This is a genomic window from Halovibrio sp. HP20-59, from assembly GCF_033052795.2.
Taxonomy (GTDB): domain Bacteria; phylum Pseudomonadota; class Gammaproteobacteria; order Pseudomonadales; family Halomonadaceae; genus Vreelandella.
This window is the reverse complement of record NZ_JAWJUW020000002.1, coordinates 1-19,299: the sequence shown is the minus strand read 5'-3', so window position 1 is coordinate 19,299 and position 19,299 is coordinate 1. Positions and strand designations below refer to the sequence as shown.

The window sequence follows — 19,299 nt, the reverse complement described above, 5'->3', positions numbered from 1 at the left end:
ATCAACCAAGCATGTCCCGCACCTAAGTCGATGATTACCGAGAGTCGAAAAAATAGTATAACTGCCGCAAGCTTATGCGCCGTGCCTGGGAGAATAGCCCGACCCCACTGATAGCATTATAGAGGGTTTATGTCCCTGATCCGTAAACGCGAATACCTCGTAAGGCTCATCTTGCGGCCTCGGTGTACACGGTGTATCAATCGCAATACCGGCTAAACCAATACCGTCGATATTCGGTTGTTGGTCAAACAGTGCCATCACAGCTTCCATCGACACATTGCATCACTCCTAATTCACAAAGTGGTACTCACCAAGACTTATTGCTGGCCATGGTGGCTTGGCATGCTCCCCTTCATCTGTTGTCGCTGCTCGTCGGTCAACAGGTCCTGCATCTGATTATGCATGCTCACTTTATCGGCCATCATGTCGCCATGTAGGTTAGCCATTTGACCGTGCAGCGCTTTTACCTCCTCCGGATCAGGCCGCTCGGCCTGCATAATGATCATCATGTCATCACGCAGGTTCATCATTTCGCCCATCCGCTCCAATTGAGTAGAGCGATGTTCCTGGCGCATCTCGCGCATCGAGCTCATTTGTTCGTCGTCGAGCATGCCGGACATGCCGGACACCGGACCCATACCACCCATCATGGGGCAAGGCATCATGCCACCTTGGCCTCCCATCATCATGTCAGGACCCATGCCGCTTTGGCCGCCCATCATCATGCCAGGGCCCATGCCACTTTGGCCGCCCATCATACCGCCCTGACCTTGCGCGCCTTGGTTCATGCCTTGAGCGAAGGTGACGCTGCTTGCGGCACCAAGGCTTGCAGCCAGCGCAATAGCAATGATCTTCTTATAATTAACCATGTCAATTTCCTCTCATCGTGTTGCGGGTCGAGACGTCGCCTTACTCCAATAAAAATGGAAGAAGGCAGAGTTAGTTTCCGTTATAAGCCTACAACCTATAGGTAGCCCACAGGTCAAAGAGAAACCAAACCCGATACCTCAATATTGTCACAAGTCAATTTTTGTCGACTATTTTGTAATCTGTTTCAGGTTGATATGTTATAAAAAAACTAGGCGACTTCAGATGACGACGGCGTGTAATTTCAGTTTAAATTCAGGTTAACGGGCTAATTTTGGGGTAACGAGGGCATATAACCATCGACAAACAACCGTTACCTATTTGATTTAGATAACACCGACCGAAAACACATTGGTGACTCGGAATTTAAAAATCCAACGCCATGAGCGTGAGCACATCGACGACGCAATAGCGGATATCGATCAGCTTTACGGGATGGATAAGGTAGTCTACGACGAAAAACACAGGCATATCTGTCTCGCTTACGATGCGCTGCGGCTGTGCATAGATGATGTCGAAAATATCCTTATACGCCATAGTGTCGAAGTCAGCGCTGACCGATGGAATCGCTTCAAGGAAGAGTATTACCGCTTCGTCGACCAGAACGTTAAAGACAACGCTAAGAAAGAGCCTTGGAGCTGTCATTAAAACGCAGTCTTTCGTTAATCGGTACTGTAGTAGGGACTAGGAAAAAGGGGCAACGTGGTAACCATCGCCGTCGGAGATAAGACTCTAGGTCAGGTAGCCGTGGCTGATACCCTCAAGCAGGAGTTGGTAGCAGCCATTCGCGGCATGTATGTTCGCCTGGATGACCGGCTCTGCCTGCTGGTGATCGTCGGGGTCACCGAGCACGGCGACAAGGAATTGCTCGCGGTTGAAGATGGCCACCGGGAGTCCGAAGCTAGCTGGCGAGAGCTGCTCACCGGCTTGCGGGAACGTGGCCTGGATCATGCGCCCAAGCTGGCCGTAGGCGATGGACAACCTTGAGAAAGACCGGGATGAACTACTCGCCTTTTACGACTTCCCAGCAGCACACTGGATTCACTTACGAACCACCAATCCGATTGAATCGACCTTCGCCACAGTGCGGTTGAGGACCAAGCGGAGCCGGTCCTGTGGCAACCGCGACACCACGTTATCGATGGTGTTCAAATTACTCCAGTCCGCCCAGAAACGCTGGAAGCGGATCAAGGGGTTTGACCAACTGAAGCTGGTCGTGAACAACGTCCAGTTTCGGGATCGAGAACGGGTGGATGATCAATCCGGCAGAGACGCCGCCTGATGGTCATACACCAGATTTGACAATAACTCTTCTTTAAGCCTGCCATAAGTTACCTCATTTAAGATGATCCTTGTCCCAGACAAGTTTGTCTGGCAGATACACCCACCATCGAAAAGAGGTATCACTTATGCAAGCTCACATCACTAAGATTATAACATCGGCATTGTTACTGACGGCTAGCACGGCTGTGCTGGCCGAGACCCGTTGTACTGATGCCCCCAGTGACGAATGGATCAGCCAAGCTGATATGCAAGAACGTATCCGCGAAATGGGTTACAAGATCAAAGAATTTAAGGTCACCGAGGGAAACTGCTACGAGATATACGGCTGGGACGAGCAGGAACGCCGGGTAGAGATCTATTTCAACCCAGTAGATGCCAGCATCGTGAAGCAGGAAGTCGACGACTGATCAGGAGGTTTCCATGGCCGATAATACCCGTATCCGTGTTTGGGATCCGTTGGTCAGGTTGGTACATTGGGCTTTGGTCGCTGGCGTAGCCGTCAACCTATGGCTGACCGAAGAAGGGAGCGATATACACCAATGGGTCGGTTATGTCTTGGTGGCATTAATCGTCGTACGCATCCTTTGGGGGTTTATCGGTCCCTGGAGTGCACGCTGGCGGAGCTTTTGGCCTACTGTGAGCCGACTTCAATGTGCGCTGCGCGGTCGCGACAGCAAGACAGAGAAAACCGGCATTACCCATACACCGCTGGGCGCCATCATGATGCTGGTGCTGCTTGGGCTAATACTCGGCCTGGGACTTACTGGCTACATGATGGAAGAAACTGATCGTTTCTGGGGGGTTGACTGGGTTGAAGAAACCCACGAACTCATGGCCAACGCGATTCTTTTTCTAGTACCGCTGCATGTATTAGGTGCTGTGGTAGAAAGCATCAAGCAAGACGATAATTTGATCGCTAGCATGTTGCATGGCTATCGCCGCCGCCCTACCTCTAACTCCAACGCTAAGGCTCATGATGTTCAGCCTTAAGATGCGGTTAAGACAATACCATGATAGTGGCCACTCCTTAATTTTGCACGAGTGGCCTTTTCAGGCCTGCCTGACACAGCGAGATGACTGCGCTATCCCTTATTTATGCCACGACGCCGAACAGGCGGCCTATGCCGAAGGTCAAGGCCATCGCCAATGCGCCCCAGAACATTACGCGCACCGAGGCTTTGAGTATCGGCGCGCCACCCACACGGGCAGCGGCCGCCCCCAGAAAAGCCAAAAACAATAACGAGAAGAGCGCCACCAAAAGAATAAGCAAGGACGGCGGCGCCCACCAAGCGATAAGCAACGGCAACAGGGCGCCAGCCGTGAAGGTCACAGCCGAGGAAAAGGCCGCCTGGAGTGGGCGCGCTTGGCTTGTCTCGGTGATGCCAATCTCATCCCTGGCGTGAGCGCCTAGGGCATCGCTTGCCATCAGCTGTTCAGCGACTTGAGTGGCTAGCGCCGGTGTTAACCCACGCGCTTCATAAATCGCTGCCAGCTCTTCCAATTCAGCATCAAAATGCTCCATCAACGCTTGGCTTTCAAGCGCAAGATCCGCATGCTCTGTGTCAGACTGTGAGCTAACGGAGACGTATTCCCCGGCGGCCATCGACATAGCCCCGGCCACCAGCCCTGCAATACCTGCCAACATAATGTCGCTATGCGCGGTGCTCGCTGCCGCCACGCCGAGGATCAGGCTGCTCGTAGAGACAAGGCCATCATTCGCGCCCATGACGGCTGCGCGCAGCCAACCTGAGCGGTTAGATCGATGGTGTTCTGTATGTTGCATAGCTTCACCTCGTGATTGATCTTCCCTTTCTTTCCTGTGGGAGAGCGGCAGATACCTTTGAACGCTAACATGGATTAGAGCCGTGACATTACATCATGGCGCTATGGAGCCGCTTCTTCCGCACGCGTCGCCTGGGAAGCGACCTCCTCGAATCAGTGCTCCCGCCAGAGCCAAACTGGCGTCGATCCACACCCTCTCAGAATTAGATTGCGAAAAAGCGACCTGAACACTCATTGACGATGAATTGGGTGCCAGGGAGTCATTCCAATGCTAGTCACGACAAGCCCCTACATCACCATCAGCAGTAACACTAAATAACCTAGATGTTGACATAAATTTCGATGGACAAGCGTTCACAGCGACTCTTATAGCAACAACATCGGGTGCATAATCTATTGCAATGCACCACCAGCGATGCCCGTCATTCACAGGCATAGTAAAAAAACTCTGAACAACTTAATATCCCCTCCAGGGGGATAGGAATATAAAAGGAGACTCATTATGACATCGCATTCACATCAAACACATCCAGAGATCATTAAGCGGCTTAACCGGGCACGCGGCCACCTTCAAAGCGTGACCAACATGATAGAAGAAGAGCGACCCTGCCTAGAAATTGCCCAGCAGCTCCATGCTGTTGAGAAAGCCATTCAACAAGCAAAAAAAACCTTGGTGCAGGATCACATCGACCACTGTATGGAAGCGGCAGTCGGGCCTTTAACAGCGTTACAACGTGAGCACGTCATGGATTTCAAGGCTATTGCTCGTTACCTTTAATGGCTATCTCATTTAATAGCTATCTCAATGGAGAATATTCCAATGCACCATAATCTTAGTGCTTGGCAGCATGATCACGTTTTCGATCAGGATAAACGACGCAGCGGCGAGACCAGAACGCTGTTGGTGGTTGGCCTCACCCTTGTGATGATGATGTGGGAAATTACCGCCGGTATTGCCTATGGCTCAATGGCCTTACTTGCCGATGGTCTCCACATGGGGTCGCACGCGGTGGCGTTAGGCATTGCAGCGTTCGCCTATATTTATGCACGTCGTCATGCCACTAGCGCACACTTCTCTTTCGGCACCGGCAAGGTTAACGCCCTAGGTGGCTTCACCGGGGCTATTTTGCTAGCCGTATTCGCGCTGTACATGGTCATTGAGAGTATTGATCGTTTTATCAATCCCGTGGCGATTTCTTTTAACGGGGCGATTTTTGTGGCGATTATAGGGCTTGCAGTCAATGGTCTTTCGGCTTGGATATTAGGTGGAGAGGGGCATGGACACGATCATGATGGTCATGACCATCACAGCCACGACCACAACCGCCGGGCGGCCTATTTTCACGTACTTGCCGATGCCTTGACGTCAGTGCTGGCTATTGCCGCCCTACTGTCAGGTAAATACATGGGCTGGAACTGGATGGATCCGGCCATGGGCATTGTTGGCGCCGTGCTGATCACTCGATGGTCATGGCTTTTGCTTAAGGATACCGCCAACGTATTACTTGATCAGCAGCGCAGTGAACTAGAAGCACAGGTTAAAAAGGCTATCGAAGACGAGCAAACGCACATCACCGACTTACACATTTGGACGATTGGCCCCAATATCCATGCAGCGATTGTCGCGCTGGTCTCGGGCACCCCAGAATCACCTGACATTTACCGGCAGCGCATTCAGCAACAGTGCGATTCTCTGGTGCATATATCGGTGGAAACGCAGTTAGATTCAAGGGCTTGATACGAAGGCAAGCCCAGCAAGAAAATCAACGATTTTGATGTTGGTTTTGCTCCCACGTCACACTGACTGCCAGCCCATTGGGTGTGAGATTACTAAGCGTAAGGTGTGCGTTTTGGCGCTGAGCCAACTCCGAGACAATCGATAAACCCAATCCGCTGCCAGTGGTGCCCTGGCCAGACGCGCGCCTAAAGCGCTCAGTGACTTTATCCAACAGTGCCTCGGGGAGCCCGGGGCCAGTGTCGCTCACCGTGAGTTGAGGCAACCCCTCCCAAAGCGCCAACTCTACCTCTACTTGACCGCCTTCTGGCGTATAGCGCAAGGCGTTATCGAGTAGATTACGGAAGAGAATCCCCACCTCGACTTCGTCGGCGCGCACCTCCAGCCGGGTTAAGCCTATTAGCCGCAAGTACTGATCTCGCTCTTCAGCAAGTGGCCACAGCTCGGCGACCAGTTCAGCAATAATCGGATAAAGATCGATAGTGGCCGGTGAGGTTGTGGCCACTTGATCCAAACGCGCCAAAATAAGCAGTTGCTCTACCACCCGCTGTAGCCGCTCAACCCCGACATAAGCCTTTTGTAATGATTGCTCGCCCCCTGCCTGCGCATTATCTAAGTGGATTCTCAGCGCTGCCAAGGGCGTGCGTAATTCATGCGCCGCATCTGCGGTAAAGCGCCGCTCACGTTCTAACGTGGCTTTTAAGCGGGCGATAAAGTCGTTTAGCGATTGACGTAATCCATTAAGCTCTTGAGGAACTGGATTATCGATTTTACGCAGGTCGCGGGCGGAGCGACCTTGTACCTGGCTGGAAAGCGCATGGATGGGTGCAATGCCCCGCCGGATAATTCGACTCATCAGCCAAAGAAGGAGTGGCAGCAACAAGAGCATCGGCAATAAATTGTTCCAAGTGATGCGCTCCACCACTTCATCATGAAACGACCCGCGTAGCCCCATGCTGATCCAGGTATCGCTGGCAACATCGAACATGCTGAAAACCCGCCAGCGATGACCATCGTAGCTTTCCCAGCGAAACCCCTCCTCTAAAGGCGCGGGGAAAGGCCCTGCATCACTCCATTTGCCCCCTAATAACCTGGGTGAGCCATCGGGATTCCAAAAACCCAGTACTAATTTAAGCTCTTCCTCGTGGTAAAGCTTGGGACCTGATTCAGAGCGGCTTACGGGCACTGCTTTACCGTCGCGATATAGCTGAGCCGGATGGTCTGGAAGGCCCATGCGTGAAGCCAAGCGAGCATAGTCATCAATGGTCGCGTTGGGATCGAGCTGGCCAGCCACAATCCGGCTGTGCAGACTGAGCTGTGTATCGAGAATTTCTTCTAGCTCGTGATCGGTAATTAAATAAGCCGCGGTAACCGCCACGCCCCCGGCGACAACCAAGGTCATGGCTAGCGTGCGAAGTAGATAATGCCGTATCGATCTCATTGCGCCTGGCTATCCAGTCGGTAGCCAATCCCCCGCACGTTAATAATCAGATGTTTTTCAAGCTTTTTACGCAGATGATGAATGTGAACTTCCACCGCATTGGACGCTACCTCTTCACCCCAGCCATAAAGCAAATTTTCTAAACGAGGGCGAGATAGCACCCTGTCCGGGTGCCTAGCGAGCTCTAGCAATAAGGCATACTCGCGTCGGCCCAACTTTACGTCTTTGCCCCGCCAACTCACCGCATGGCGAGCCTCATCAATACTCAGTGCACCCAGCGTCAATATCTGCGAAGCGCGCCCCTCTGCGCGCCGCATAACGACACGCAAACGGGCCAGCAACTCCTTCAAATTAAAAGGTTTTAAAACATAGTCATCCGCTCCCGCATCTAAACCGCCAATACGGTCTTCCATCGCATCGCGGGCCGTCAAAATCAGAATAGGCAGAGTAGATTGCTGTCGGAGTAAATGCAGTACCTGCATACCGTCCATATCGGGCAGTCCAAGATCCAAAATAATCACGCTGAAGGCCTCGCTGCCGATAGCGCTGATTGCCTCGCGGCCAAGCATGAACCAATCGACCGCGTAGCCCTCGCGCTCTAGCGCCGTCTTAATGCCATCCCCAAGCAAAGGGTCATCTTCTATTAGTAGTGCACGCATGCTGATCCCCTCAATCGACAAGCCGCTATCTTGGCTACCAAAACTTAAGCTTTTCTTAAATGTGGCAACTTGCTTCCCAAAAAGCGACCTCATCTGAATTCAATCAACAAGCCTAACACTCTATTTTTGCGAATCTCTTGCGCAGTTTAACTCTTCTTTAAGTTATTTAGGCTCAAGCTGCCTCTTTCGCCATGGGCAAAGCCAAAGCAGCGCCTTCAATGGCGGTCATTTTGAATCTGCCCTATCGCTACCGTGGGCAGGTCATTTTCAATTAATTGAACAGAGCGCCAGAGTATGCACTTACTAACCCTCATTAGAACAAACTATTATTTAAAAATAATGGCCCGTTTTTTAGAAAAAAAAATGAAGCGATATTTACTGGGAAGCATAAAGTATATCGTCAAAGCGCCTGCACCAGAAACCATTGACAGCCTTGTGGGCATAGAAAAAATCCTCATTATTCGCCCCAACTTTCGGCTGGGCAACGCGCTAATCAGTACCCCTGTCATCGATGCTTTTCGTGACCGTTTTCCTTCCGCGCGCATCGACTATTTAGCAACTGATAAAACATGGCCACTGTTGCAACAACGGCCTGTTGATCATTTTCATTTACTGTCGAGAGCCGCCATTCTTCGACCTTGGCAGTGTGTGACACTATTACGACGTTTACGAGCACAACGCTATGACCTGGCGGTACAAGTGAGTGGAGGATCAACGAGCGGCTTTATAGTGACCCGGTTAATAGGGGCACGGTACAGCATGGGTTCAGGTAAAGGTCACCAGCGCTGGTACAACATTGAGGCGGAAGGTAAGTCATCACATGCCTACGATGCCATCGTTAATTTGACACGTCCGCTCGGTGTTGCTTGCCGTAACCGGCCATTGCTCCAGTTAACAGAGCAGGAACGCTATCAGGCAATAACGAAAATACAACAGCTAGTCAGTCTTCATAGCCATCATCCATCAGATACAAATTTTATTGCGATCTTCGTTGGCGGGCATCAAAACAAGCGTTGGCCGTTGGAATTTTGGTTAATGCTTATCGATGCCATGGAAGCTCGCAAAATACGCTATGTCGTATTTCTTGGACCGGAGGAGTTTAGACTTCTACCACCTATTGAGCAGCGTTTGATGTCATCACTGTATGGCAGCTTATGCCCGCCGCTTTCTATCCGTCACTTTGCCGCTGTTCTAGGGCGTGCGCGGTTACTCGTGACGCCAGACTCAGGGCCTATGCACTTAGCGGCAGCACTCGATGTCGCCACCATTTCCCTAATACGCCAGAAAAAATCACTCGCCTTCGTACCACGAGAAGCCTATGACACTATTCTGTGGCGCCCAGAGGTCAGCACGGTAATAGAAGCCATACGCGCTACTCTTGACGGACAAAACGCAACGGCTCCCGTTCAATCGGCCTCCGCAACAAACCAACTAACACAGTGGGTAACACCACCACCCAGTGCTGACCCTTTGCATTCTAGCTACTGAATTAAAGCGCATAACTGTTCGTTAAGTTTTGCGCTTTATAGTGACCCTACTGTTACGTTATCGAGAGTACTGTCTTGCCTATTTCAACGACGTCAAAACCCAATGGCACGGGCGTTAAACGCATCCTCCGCGCCTCTAAAAATGCAGTATCGGGTTTAAAAGCTTGCTGGATAAATGAATCTGCCTTCAGACAAGAGGTGATACTCTGTCTCATTCTCTACCCTTTTGTATTTTTTGTTAATGTCACTCCTGTGGAAAAAGCATTGCTGTTTTCTTCACTCACCCTTTTAGTGATAGTGGAACTCATTAACTCCGCCATCGAAAGCACCATTGACCGTATCGGACTAGAACATAACGAACTTAGCGGGCGTGCTAAAGACATGGGGGCTGCCGCCGTCATGATGACCCTTTTTATGATGATGGGTGTGTGGCTATGCGTGCTGCTCCACTAAATGTTCTCAAACCCGTAGCATCCGCATGGATTTTATTTCTAATCGCCATGTCAGTCTTCAGCATTTTAAACATAGATTTCACGATAACTGACTTTATATATCGCCTTCAGGGTAATGCCTGGGCATGGAAAGATACCTTAATTACCCAAGACATTCTTCACAAAGGCGGTAAATGGCTAAGCTTGGCGATGGGTTTAGCCTCACTCCTCCTATTGATACTAAGCACCGTGGTGACGCGTCTTAAAGCGTATCGCACGCCGCTTTTATATCTTTTTTCCGCAACGCTGCTTTCAGCGCTACTTGTAGCAACGATTAAACACCTGGTGAGCATGGAATGCCCTTGGGATTTAGTTCGCTATGGCGGGGCACGAGACTTTATTGGCTTGCTCAACATGCGGCCTTCCTCAATGCCAGCGTCCGCCTGCTTTCCCGCCGGGCATGCCAGCGCAGGCTATACATGGATAGCCCTGTACTTCTTTTTTGCCGCCATACGGCCCGACTGGCGATGGGCAGGGCTTGCGCTGGGTTTAGGGCTTGGCCTTACGTTTGGGATCACTCAACAGTTCCGCGGAGCGCACTTTCTCTCCCACGACCTCTGGACCGTCATGTTTTGTTGGACCGTAAGCTTTGTTCTTTCAAGATTCTTATTACACCCCAGCGTTCATTAATCTTTTCATACAGAGAGCCTTTCGATGCCCCCTTTACTATCATTGCCTTCAAAAATTGTTGGCACCGCTTGGCATTATCGCCCCACATTAAGCACGGAGCAGCTTGTCTTATGGGTCGTTGTCATATTCAGTGTTTTTTACAATGTTCCTTTTTGGCAACAAGCCTTTGCTGGCTATGACCTTCTTGCCGTCCAGACATGGCTAACCTTTGCCAATATGTTTTTGGTGATGACCTGCCTGAACTTTTTGGTCTTCATTAGCCTTGCTTTTCGAACGCTGGTAAAACCCTTATTAACCTTACTGTTTCTGATTGCCGCCTTTGTTAGTTACTTTACCAGTTACTACGGCACCTATTTTGACACCTCCATGCTAGACAATGTGCTTCAAACTGACACTAACGAAGTAAAAGAACTTCTCACAGCTGGCTTATTGATTCATTTAGCAATTTTTTTTGGCTTGCCTACCGTTTTTATTTGGCGCGTTAAAATCACACCTTCAACCTGGAAGAAGGCAATGTTGCGTCGCTTTGCTTATTGCCTTGCCAGCACTATTATATTGCTGTTAGCGATCTTCTTATCTTATCAAGAAGTGTCGTCACTCATGCGCAACAATAAAGAGCTTCGCTACTTGGTGACTCCAGGTAATTATATTGTTTCGATGGCACAGGCTCTTTCCAGCCAACACGCTGCCGCGAATACGGTGCGCTCCCCAGTGGGTGAGGACGCCCGTATCAGTTCACGAGTGGGTGACAAACCTACACTGCTCGTCATCGTGGTGGGCGAAACGGTGCGGGCGGCGAATTGGGGGCTAAATGGTTATGAACGCCAAACCACACCCAAACTTGCCCAGCAGCCTGACGTTATCAATTTTTCGGATGTTTCCTCATGCGGTACAAGCACAGCGGTCTCATTACCCTGCATGTTTTCATTACCAGGGCGTGCCGATTATTCTAAATCGTATGCTCAGCAACATGAATCCTTGCTGGACGTATTAGCCCACGCCGGGTTAGAGGTCACCTGGTTTGATAACCAGTCAGGGTGTAAAGGTGTCTGCGACGGAGTAACGACAAAAACGCTCTCACCAGAGGACGATGCGTCTTTGTGTCAAGATGGGCGATGCTTGGATGAAGCACTGGTTCAAGCCTTAACCAAGCAAATTAGCGGTACCGCAGCTAATCAGGTGGTCGTGCTGCATCAGCTAGGCAACCATGGCCCCAGCTATTACCAACGCTACCCTGATGACTACGAACGTTTTGTTCCCGCTTGCACCACCGCGGATTTAGCCAAGTGCTCAAGAGACGCCATTACCAACAGCTACGACAATGCCATTCTGTACACCGACACTGTGTTGAATCAGGTGATTGACACGTTAAAGCGTCAGGATGACCACGCAACTGCGATGATCTATCTCTCTGATCATGGTGAATCACTGGGCGAAAAGGGGCTTTATTTACACGGCATTCCCTACGCCATTGCCCCCGACGAACAAACGCATGTGCCTATGGTTTGGTGGCTATCCAGCTCATTTTCACAGCAGCAAGGGCTTGATACGGACTGCTTACGCCAAGTCTCTGATCAAGCCGCCTCACACGATAACTTATTTCACAGCGTGTTGGGTTTGCTTGACGTAGCAACGGACGTTTACCAGCAGGCAAAAGATATTAGCCAAACGTGCCGGAGCCTCGCCAATTAATGAATGCTTAAGTGATCGTTAAGTATTCCATGGCAAGCTGATATCCACTCTGCTCAACTATTCTGGTGTATGCACATGGTTTTATCGCATTTATTGGACTCCAGCCAAGGTTTTTGGAGACGGCTGCTACCCAAAAAAATGGCAACCGCGGAGGACTTGGTAGGCGGTGTCAATACCTCTATTCATTCTGCTAAATGGCTTTCCTTTAGAGCCAGCGTTGTTTTAATTACTTTACTAGCGACTCTGCTGTGGTTAACAGGAATAGAAAGAATCGAAATCACCATCGCCATATTAAGTGTAACGTCAAATGGTATATCACAGTTACTTGGACGCTATTATTCTGTCAGTGCATTGAAAATGGTTGAAAATGATTTGATCGAAACGCTAGACGCATTGGGAGCTGCAGGAGTTGGAACCTTAATAATTTTATATTTATTAGGGTAGCGCACCTAATAATTGACTTAACGTAAATGTTTTTATAGGAGGTCTGAATAAATGCCGATATTCATCAACTCTCACTCCTGAACTCAGGCAATAAGAGCTTCTTTCAAAACTGACTTATGAGCCGTTTAAAGCAAATCAGTGAGCAGCCCAGCAAGGTGAACGCATAGTGGATATCAATACGCAGCTCATATCGTGTTGCGAGTCGACGCATCTGTTCCAGCCAGGCGAAGGTTCTTTCAGCCACCCAGCGATGGCATCCCAGTCGCTGAGTATCTTCCACGCCACGTCTGGCAATACGCGCCTGAATATGGCGTCTACGCCATATTAGCTAAGCTAGGCACGTAGGCGAGCTATTTCAAGGTTTTTGAAAGGAGCTCTAAATCCTGGCGTTGAACAGTTTTTTAGCTCTCCGTAAAGGAGCACGATTTTTACATATTGCTACGATTGATATTTATACTAATGTTATAAGGTCAACTGATTCTATAGCAATAGCTTATAACGTGTGGCGATCAGGAAGGCCAATGCTTAAGCGATAAAATCGGTAAAACTGAACCAAATAATATTTATACGGAGATGAACCAATGAAATTAACTTACTGGGTAGGAGCCGCAGCAATTACTGCAGCACCGTTGGCGGTTAATGCAGAGCCGGTATCGCTTTACGCAGCAGGTAGCCTACGGGCGGCACTCGGGGAGGTTGCCGAAAATTTCTCGAACACCTTCGATGTCGAGGTTTCAACAACCTTTGGTCCCTCGGGTCTAATGCGCGAGCGGATTGAGGCGGGCGAAACAGCTCACGTATTCGCTTCGGCTAACATGACCCACCCTCAAAGACTCGAAAAGGCAGAGCGCGGCGGACCTGTGGCACTTTTCGCAAGGAACCGTCTCTGTGCACTTGCGCAACCAGAGCTTGAGGTAACGAGTGCGACACTCCTTGAGACGCTGCTGGCAGACGAGAACCGGCTTGGCACGTCAACCCCCGGCGCAGATCCTTCCGGTGATTACGCATGGGAATTATTTGATCGTGCCGAAAAATTGCACCCAGGCGCTGCCGAGACGTTGAAAGCTAAAGCAAACCAGCTTACGGGTGGTCCCAGTAGCTCCAAGCCGCCTGAGGATCGCAACACTTACGGTTGGGTAATGGAGAAAGATCAAGCCGACCTATTTCTGACCTACTGCACTAATGCAGTCCTGGCTCAAAGCGAAGTGCCCGATCTTCAGATCGTGACAGTGCCCTCCGAGTTAGCTGTTGGAGCTGATTACGGGCTGATCGTGCTTAACGATGCCCCTAGCGACGCGTGGAAGCTCGCGCTCCATATTCTTTCGCCAGAGGGCCAGGCAGTACTTGCTCGCTATGGTTTTGAGGTCAGCGCCCTGCCCGTATCAGAATGAAGCTTTGTTCATTGCTTGATTGACCTTTTGTTATCAGCCCACGTCGTGGTGCTCATAACGTTGTGCTAACGAAAAATTAAGATATTCATCGTGCCGAGGATCCAGTTTGGGTAAAAATGACCACCGCTTGGACTCATCAATGCACTTCGTTTACGCTGAGGCTGAATTAATGAATCATGAAGGAAGACATAAATGAAAATCAGTGCACGCAATGTATTGAAAGGCAGAGTTCTCTTCGTCAACGATGGTGCCGTAAACTCTGAAGTCACTATGGAGCTGCCCGGTGGCGAGCAACTGGTTGCTGTGGTGACCTGCGAAAGCGCTAAAAATCTTGATCTTAAGTCAGGAAGTGAAGCCATTGCGCTTATTAAAGCCCCCTGGGTAATGCTAATGACCGAATCCGATGACATTCGTCTCTCCGCGCGAAACTGCCTAAGCGGCAACGTCATCAGCGTGAGCGATGGTGCCGTCAACTCCGAGGTCATACTCGAACTCTCAGGCGGCAGTCGAGTATGCTCCATCGTCACCCGTGATGCCGTTGAAGAGCTAGGCCTAAAGCCCGGGATTAGCGCTTCAGCTGTCATCAAGGCGTCGCATATTATTTTGGCCGCGCCGGTTTGAGCGCTCCCAGTTAATTCATCAGCCTATCGCCACGCAATTTATGATGTCGTGATGATAGCGCTTCGTTCGTTTTACTTCGAAGTGGCGTCTCTAACAACTTCAAGCTACCCGTTGCCGACGCAACCAAGCAGCTCGCATAGTTTCAGCCGCCACTCCTGCTAGTAACCCTAAGAAAGGATTTGCACAAACAGTTACCAGAGCCGTTATCCCGATGACGGGCCAGCAAGAAAATTTGGCCGACCTAAGGCGCTTGTTGAAGGCGAGCTCAACGGCCGCAACCAACAGTAACGCCCCAAGACCTGCCGTTGGAATAATTGCTATTAACGAAAGCCCACCCGGCACCACCGCTACCATGAGCAATCCAACCCCCAGCAAGACAGGAGCAAGGCCTGTGCGTGCCCCAAAGCGATAGTGCGCCGCCAAACCACCTGCCCCATGGCACATGGGTAATGCGCCGAGCGGTACCATAAAGAAGTTGGCGAGCCCCGTACTCATCGACAAACGGGCAGGCGTCACCCGACGTGCTTGTTCACCAAAATAATCCTCTGCCATTAACGCGGTCAGAAGAATGGCATTGGTAAATGTTAACGCTAACTGGGGTAACACCAACATGGAAAACCCTTCCTGCAAGGCCTTGATACTCGGCAGCTCAGGGAGCGAGATGATCGATGAATCCGCTGTATGAAGCGCTATCCCCGGCGCCCCCAGCAACGTGCCTAGCACTACAGACACACAAATCCCCAACAGCGCGGCAGGTAAATGCGGCAACATCCTCAGGATGGTCACTAGCACAACTAAAGTGACACTCCCTACCAGCAGTGACGAGGCCATCAAACCAAGGCTTATGTCGGCGAGTAACAGTCCCAAGCCTAACTGGATACCGCTTAGGACCGACCTAGGCACGAGACGTGCCAGCCCATTAATCCATCCCGTTGAGCCCAACAACAACAAAATAGCGCCGATCAGTACGCCACTCGCGGCTAAACTTTCAGCACTCACCTGAGTTGTGAGCAGCACCGCGGACACGGCCTTCATGGGCTGCACCGGTATCGGCAGACGATAATAAAGCCCCGTTGCGATGTAGAACGCGGCAAATCCTAGCAGAAGGGGTATGGGGGCTAAGCCTGCCACCCCAATAGCCCCTAGACTGAGTGGCAACAGTGTTCCTAAATCCCCTAGCGCGCCACTGGCATTTTTCAATAGATGATTTTGCAATGAAGGCATGCGGGTTTACTCGGTTTTCACCCATCCATTAAAGAGTGAGGGTTCAGTATCGGCTGCGTCAAGCGCGTGCTATGCCTATGAACGAAAGCTTACAACCCTGGACTTTGGAGAGACAGATAGCCGGAGCAGCGATTTTCGGCCAGGAGCGGTCTTTTAGGCAACACTGATATAATGCGGAGCGCTGCGGTGGCCGGACCCAGCCAAGCAGGACCGGAACCAGTTCTTCGGCACTCGTCGGATGTTGCGCCCTCTGCCACGCTTGAGGATCTCGCGGACACGCTGCATCAGGCGCTGCGCGCCATACCTGGCGCACAACCAAAACGCCCCCGGAGTTCCGGGGGCGTTGATGTTGCTAGGTTCTCAGTTTACCGAGAGTGTCATTAGCTCTCATTGAGGACCGCTTCTGGGAAGTGGCGACGCAACATCCGGTTCTGGAAGACATCCACGAAGCGGCTGTTGATGATGATGATGAACCGCTCGAAGGGTGCCTTGCTGTCGAGCTGTTCGATCCCGTCGACACTGTGGAATAGCCGGTCATCGCTCAGATGAAGGATATCACCTGGATTTAGGGTGATATCGACCAAGGGTTGCGTGCCAGCCTTGTCTGCGTAGAGGTGGTTTTCACCCCCCGCTACGTTTTCCCGATTGATGACCAGAATGCTTAGGGCCTTGCAGCCATCGGCATGAATTCCCTGTCCCTGAAGGGGGTCGATGTTGCCTTCTCCGCGAACCCCGGTGATCTGCATCAGAATGGGTTCGTGCGCACCGATACTCCACAGCCTTGCCCAGGCGCGAACGAAGGCCTTCACATCGGGGCGTGCCATGAATTCCCGAGTCAGCGGATCATAGTACCGCAGGCGATCCGCCATGCTTTCCGCGTCGTTGAAGTTCCCCCCCTGGGCCATGGGGCATTGGCCCATATCCTCGACATCTCCCTGATCATTCAGGGCGAGCCATGACATCCGCTTCCATCGCTGGTTAACGTAGGGATCGCGCGGCAGGTCAGCGGTAAACCCCTGCCAGGCGGTCAGATCGATTTTCTCCCGAATATCGGTTTTCGCCCAATCCTTATGCCTCAGCGCCTCGGTCACTCCCGGATTCCAATAATCGGCGAGTGAATCGGTAGGCATGGAGGTGAGGTCGAAACCATGCTTGAGAGTATCGAGTTTCATGTTGGTATTCTCCTGTTAACTGGGCGGAATTGCCCGGTGTTGCCGGTGTAAACACTGCGGTCAACAGGAGTAAATGAAAAGATTTGTAAGTATATGTCAAAGAAATGTACTAAAAAAGAGTGATTTTTTTTGAAAACAGGATCAAACCGTTGATGATGTATGTGTAGGTTATCACCCACAAATAAGTGTAGGATAATCACAACAAATGCTTATTGTTGCCATTATGATGGCTCTTAAAAGTGTTTTTTTCTTTAAGTGAATCCCATGACTGCCAGCGATTCCCGAAATCACAGAGATCCAGAACGCCTACAGGAAAACCGCAGGAAGTTTTCAGGTGCGCTCGTGTTGAAGATGTCAAAGACACCTTCAACTGATGGCATCGATTCGCATGATGCCGGCAGGGAAGAAATTGAATTAGTACGCCACCAATATCTGGAGAGTGAGCAGCGATTCCGCGCCCTGCTGGAGAGTCTGCCGAAGGTGGCGGTTCAGGGGTATGATCGCGATCGGCGAGTGATTTACTGGAATGAGGGTAGCACTCGTCTCTATGGCTATACCGCTGAGGAAGCCCAGGGGCAGTTACTGGAAGATTTGATCATTCCTGACTTCATGCGTGACGAGGTGATCCAGGCACATGGTGCCTGGATCAAAAAAGGGGTCGAAATACCCGCCGAAGAACTCGAGCTCAAGCACAAAAGCGGCGAACTGGTATCGGTCTTTTCGCAGCATCTGATGCTCAATGAGCATACCGACTCACCCTTGATGTTCTGCGTAGATGTCGACCTTTCCGACCAAAAGCGCGCCCACCGTGATCTGGAATTCGCCACCCGTTTCGACAGGCTCACTCATCTCCCTAATCGCCAGACCTTCGAGGTCGACCTGGACAGTCTGTTGGATTCCTGTCGACGCCAGGGCAATGGCCTGGCAACCATCTACCTGGACATCGATCACTTCGTCGAGATCAATGATGCCCTTGGCTATGATCAGGGCGATCGCCTGCTCATTGAGCTGACTCGGCGACTGAGAGAGTGCCAGCGAGCCACTGACCTAGTGTCCCGTGTCTCTAGCGATGAATTCGTGCTGGCCTTTCCCGGCGTCCAGTTGGACCCTGATGTCAGACGGGTCGTTCGTCATGTCCAGAATGTCTTTCGGGAGCCTTTCGTCCTGGATGGTCGGGAGTGTCAGATCACGGCCTGCCTGGGTGTGGCGCTCTTTCCCGAGAATGGTGAATCGTCACGCGAATTGATCCGAAATGCCGATGTTGCCAAGAATCGTGCCAAAATGGATGGTCGGGGTGCTGTACGTTTCTTCCAACAGAAGCTCCATGATGAGCTGGTTCGCCAGCACTATCTCTCGGCGCGACTCGAGGAAGCCCTGGATAACGGTGAATTCTCGCTCCACTACCAGCCCCAGGTCTCGGCGGCCAGTGGGCGAATAGAGAATCTCGAGGCCTTGTTACGCTGGGAGCCTGCCGAGGGCCCGCCGATCTCGCCTACCGAGTTTATCCCGCTAGCCGAGCGTTCCGGTGTGATCCATCGTCTGGGCGACTGGGTCATCGAAGAGGCTTGCCGCCAGCAGGTGGAATGGCGTGCCAAGGGATTTCATGAGCACCGCATCGACATCAATGTCTCGGGGCGTCAACTGTTGCGTCCCGATGCCATTAAGAGCTTCGAGGACGCGCTGCAGCGTCACGGCTTAGGCCCGCGAGATATCGGCATCGAATTGACCGAGAATGTCCTGATCGAAGCCGAAGAGACCATCCTTGAGGACCTGCGGCGTCTCTATCATCGCGGTATTCGCATTGCTATCGACGACTTCGGGACCGGTTATTCCTCCCTGAGCTATCTCAAGCACTTTCCAGTCACCTCCCTGAAGATTGATCGCTCCTTCATCCACGACGCGACCACACAGCCGAAGGATAGGGCCATCATGGAGGGTGCCATCTTCATCGGCCATCGGTTGGGATTGGAAGTAGTGGCCGAGGGCGTCGAGAACGCCGAACAGTTGTCATTGCTTCGCGAAATGCATTGCGACCTCATCCAGGGGTTCTTCTTCTACCGTCCGATGCCTGCTAAGGAAATCGACCGCCTGCTGGGCGGTTTCGTGCCTGGTCCCGAAGGGCTGTCGAGCTGAGCCTCGTCGTGATTTGACCTACAATCCTCGGGGTTGCCATATCCTGGAGACCTTGTGAACGACCCCGATGCCCCTCGATCGCTGGGACTGACAGAAGTAACACTTGCTTATCTAACGTAAGCGATCCAATAACTACATCTAGGCAGTCATTGTTCAGACCGGTAATGTCTCTTTCCACTGCCAGGGCAGCAGTGTGCTGAGTTCATCATCATTGAGGGTGGGCAGTGTCTCGAAGACATACTGCAA

At 51.3% G+C, this 19,299-nt stretch carries 20 protein-coding genes and 2 pseudogenes; 13 read left to right on the top strand and 9 right to left on the bottom strand.

Features of this window, described 5'->3' with window-relative positions:
• Positions 1-72 precede the first annotated feature (72 nt).
• The 3 genes from RZA33_RS02280 to RZA33_RS02270 form a co-directional block, all read right to left on the bottom strand.
• On the bottom strand, positions 73-276 hold the full coding sequence (locus tag RZA33_RS02280) for a hypothetical protein (RefSeq protein ID WP_317506231.1): 204 nt from the start codon (positions 274-276) through the stop codon (positions 73-75).
• A gap of 41 nt (positions 277-317) precedes the next feature.
• Positions 318-869 carry a Spy/CpxP family protein refolding chaperone gene (locus tag RZA33_RS02275; protein WP_317506230.1) on the bottom strand — a complete coding sequence of 184 codons (552 nt, stop codon included), beginning with the start codon at positions 867-869 and terminating at the stop codon, positions 318-320.
• 364 nt (positions 870-1,233) lie between these two features.
• Positions 1,234-1,512: a hypothetical protein gene (locus tag RZA33_RS02270; protein WP_317506229.1), complete on the bottom strand. Its 279-nt coding sequence runs from the start codon at positions 1,510-1,512 to the stop codon at positions 1,234-1,236.
• 144 nt (positions 1,513-1,656) lie between these two features.
• Between RZA33_RS02270 and RZA33_RS02265 the strand changes: the two are divergent.
• The 3 genes and pseudogenes from RZA33_RS02265 to RZA33_RS02255 all read left to right on the top strand — a co-directional run.
• Positions 1,657-2,149 (top strand): annotated as a pseudogene (locus RZA33_RS02265) (transposase); the annotation flags it as partial.
• Between the two features lie 127 nt (positions 2,150-2,276).
• Entirely contained in the window at positions 2,277-2,558 is a 282-nt protein-coding gene (locus RZA33_RS02260; RefSeq protein ID WP_317506228.1) for a PepSY domain-containing protein, read from the top strand.
• Between the two features lie 13 nt (positions 2,559-2,571).
• Entirely contained in the window at positions 2,572-3,141 is a 570-nt protein-coding gene (locus tag RZA33_RS02255) for a cytochrome b/b6 domain-containing protein (RefSeq protein ID WP_317506227.1), read from the top strand.
• Between the two features lie 103 nt (positions 3,142-3,244).
• Here the strand turns inward: RZA33_RS02255 and RZA33_RS02250 are convergent, their stop codons facing one another.
• The gene (locus tag RZA33_RS02250) at positions 3,245-3,934 is read right to left on the bottom strand and encodes a VIT family protein (protein ID WP_317506226.1); all 690 of its coding nucleotides are present in this window, start codon (positions 3,932-3,934) and stop codon (positions 3,245-3,247) included.
• A 501-nt stretch (positions 3,935-4,435) separates the two neighbouring features.
• On the opposite strand from RZA33_RS02250, the gene RZA33_RS02245 reads away from it, so the two are divergent.
• Both RZA33_RS02245 and dmeF read left to right on the top strand, forming a co-directional pair.
• Positions 4,436-4,711, top strand: coding sequence for a metal-sensing transcriptional repressor (locus tag RZA33_RS02245; RefSeq protein ID WP_317506225.1), 276 nt, complete (start codon positions 4,436-4,438; stop codon positions 4,709-4,711).
• 42 nt (positions 4,712-4,753) lie between these two features.
• Entirely contained in the window at positions 4,754-5,671 is a 918-nt protein-coding gene (gene dmeF / locus RZA33_RS02240; protein WP_317506224.1) for a CDF family Co(II)/Ni(II) efflux transporter DmeF, read from the top strand.
• Positions 5,672-5,696: 25 nt separating this feature from the next.
• Here the strand turns inward: dmeF and RZA33_RS02235 are convergent, their stop codons facing one another.
• Both RZA33_RS02235 and RZA33_RS02230 read right to left on the bottom strand, forming a co-directional pair.
• Positions 5,697-7,109 carry an ATP-binding protein gene (locus tag RZA33_RS02235; RefSeq protein ID WP_317506223.1) on the bottom strand — a complete coding sequence of 471 codons (1,413 nt, stop codon included), beginning with the start codon at positions 7,107-7,109 and terminating at the stop codon, positions 5,697-5,699.
• Positions 7,106-7,768: a response regulator transcription factor gene (locus RZA33_RS02230; RefSeq protein WP_317506222.1), complete on the bottom strand. Its 663-nt coding sequence runs from the start codon at positions 7,766-7,768 to the stop codon at positions 7,106-7,108. The genes RZA33_RS02235 and RZA33_RS02230 overlap by 4 nt, the downstream gene beginning before the upstream one ends.
• 294 nt (positions 7,769-8,062) lie before the next feature.
• Here RZA33_RS02230 and RZA33_RS02225 point away from each other — a divergent pair, with 294 nt between their 5' ends.
• From RZA33_RS02225 to RZA33_RS02205, 5 genes are all read left to right on the top strand, one after another.
• Complete coding sequence (locus RZA33_RS02225) at positions 8,063-9,256, top strand: glycosyltransferase family 9 protein (protein WP_317506221.1); 1,194 nt, start codon at positions 8,063-8,065, stop codon at positions 9,254-9,256.
• A 74-nt stretch (positions 9,257-9,330) separates the two neighbouring features.
• Positions 9,331-9,708, top strand: a complete 378-nt coding sequence (locus RZA33_RS02220; RefSeq protein ID WP_317506220.1) for a diacylglycerol kinase — start codon at positions 9,331-9,333, stop codon at positions 9,706-9,708.
• Entirely contained in the window at positions 9,690-10,376 is a 687-nt protein-coding gene (locus tag RZA33_RS02215) for a phosphatase PAP2 family protein (RefSeq protein ID WP_317506219.1), read from the top strand. Before RZA33_RS02220 ends, RZA33_RS02215 begins: the two co-directional genes overlap by 19 nt.
• Before the next feature lie 24 nt (positions 10,377-10,400).
• The gene (locus RZA33_RS02210; RefSeq protein ID WP_317506218.1) at positions 10,401-12,068 is read left to right on the top strand and encodes a phosphoethanolamine--lipid A transferase; all 1,668 of its coding nucleotides are present in this window, start codon (positions 10,401-10,403) and stop codon (positions 12,066-12,068) included.
• Between the two features lie 75 nt (positions 12,069-12,143).
• Positions 12,144-12,512, top strand: a complete 369-nt coding sequence (locus tag RZA33_RS02205; RefSeq protein ID WP_317506217.1) for a hypothetical protein — start codon at positions 12,144-12,146, stop codon at positions 12,510-12,512.
• Positions 12,513-12,615: 103 nt separating this feature from the next.
• Here the strand turns inward: RZA33_RS02205 and RZA33_RS02200 are convergent.
• A pseudogene (locus RZA33_RS02200) lies at positions 12,616-12,828 on the bottom strand (transposase); the annotation flags it as partial.
• Between the two features lie 265 nt (positions 12,829-13,093).
• Between RZA33_RS02200 and RZA33_RS02195 the strand changes: the two are divergent.
• Complete coding sequence (locus tag RZA33_RS02195; protein WP_317506216.1) at positions 13,094-13,903, top strand: molybdate ABC transporter substrate-binding protein; 810 nt, start codon at positions 13,094-13,096, stop codon at positions 13,901-13,903.
• A gap of 192 nt (positions 13,904-14,095) precedes the next feature.
• Entirely contained in the window at positions 14,096-14,524 is a 429-nt protein-coding gene (locus RZA33_RS02190) for a TOBE domain-containing protein (RefSeq protein ID WP_317506215.1), read from the top strand.
• A 99-nt stretch (positions 14,525-14,623) separates the two neighbouring features.
• Here RZA33_RS02190 and RZA33_RS02185 read toward each other — a convergent pair whose 3' ends face one another.
• The gene (locus RZA33_RS02185; RefSeq protein ID WP_317506214.1) at positions 14,624-15,748 is read right to left on the bottom strand and encodes a putative sulfate/molybdate transporter; all 1,125 of its coding nucleotides are present in this window, start codon (positions 15,746-15,748) and stop codon (positions 14,624-14,626) included.
• A gap of 380 nt (positions 15,749-16,128) precedes the next feature.
• Positions 16,129-16,920, bottom strand: a complete 792-nt coding sequence (locus RZA33_RS02180; protein WP_317506213.1) for a 2OG-Fe dioxygenase family protein — start codon at positions 16,918-16,920, stop codon at positions 16,129-16,131.
• 351 nt (positions 16,921-17,271) lie between these two features.
• Between RZA33_RS02180 and RZA33_RS02175 the strand changes: the two genes are divergently transcribed.
• Complete coding sequence (locus RZA33_RS02175) at positions 17,272-19,053, top strand: putative bifunctional diguanylate cyclase/phosphodiesterase (RefSeq protein WP_317506589.1); 1,782 nt, start codon at positions 17,272-17,274, stop codon at positions 19,051-19,053.
• Positions 19,054-19,299 lie beyond the last annotated feature (246 nt).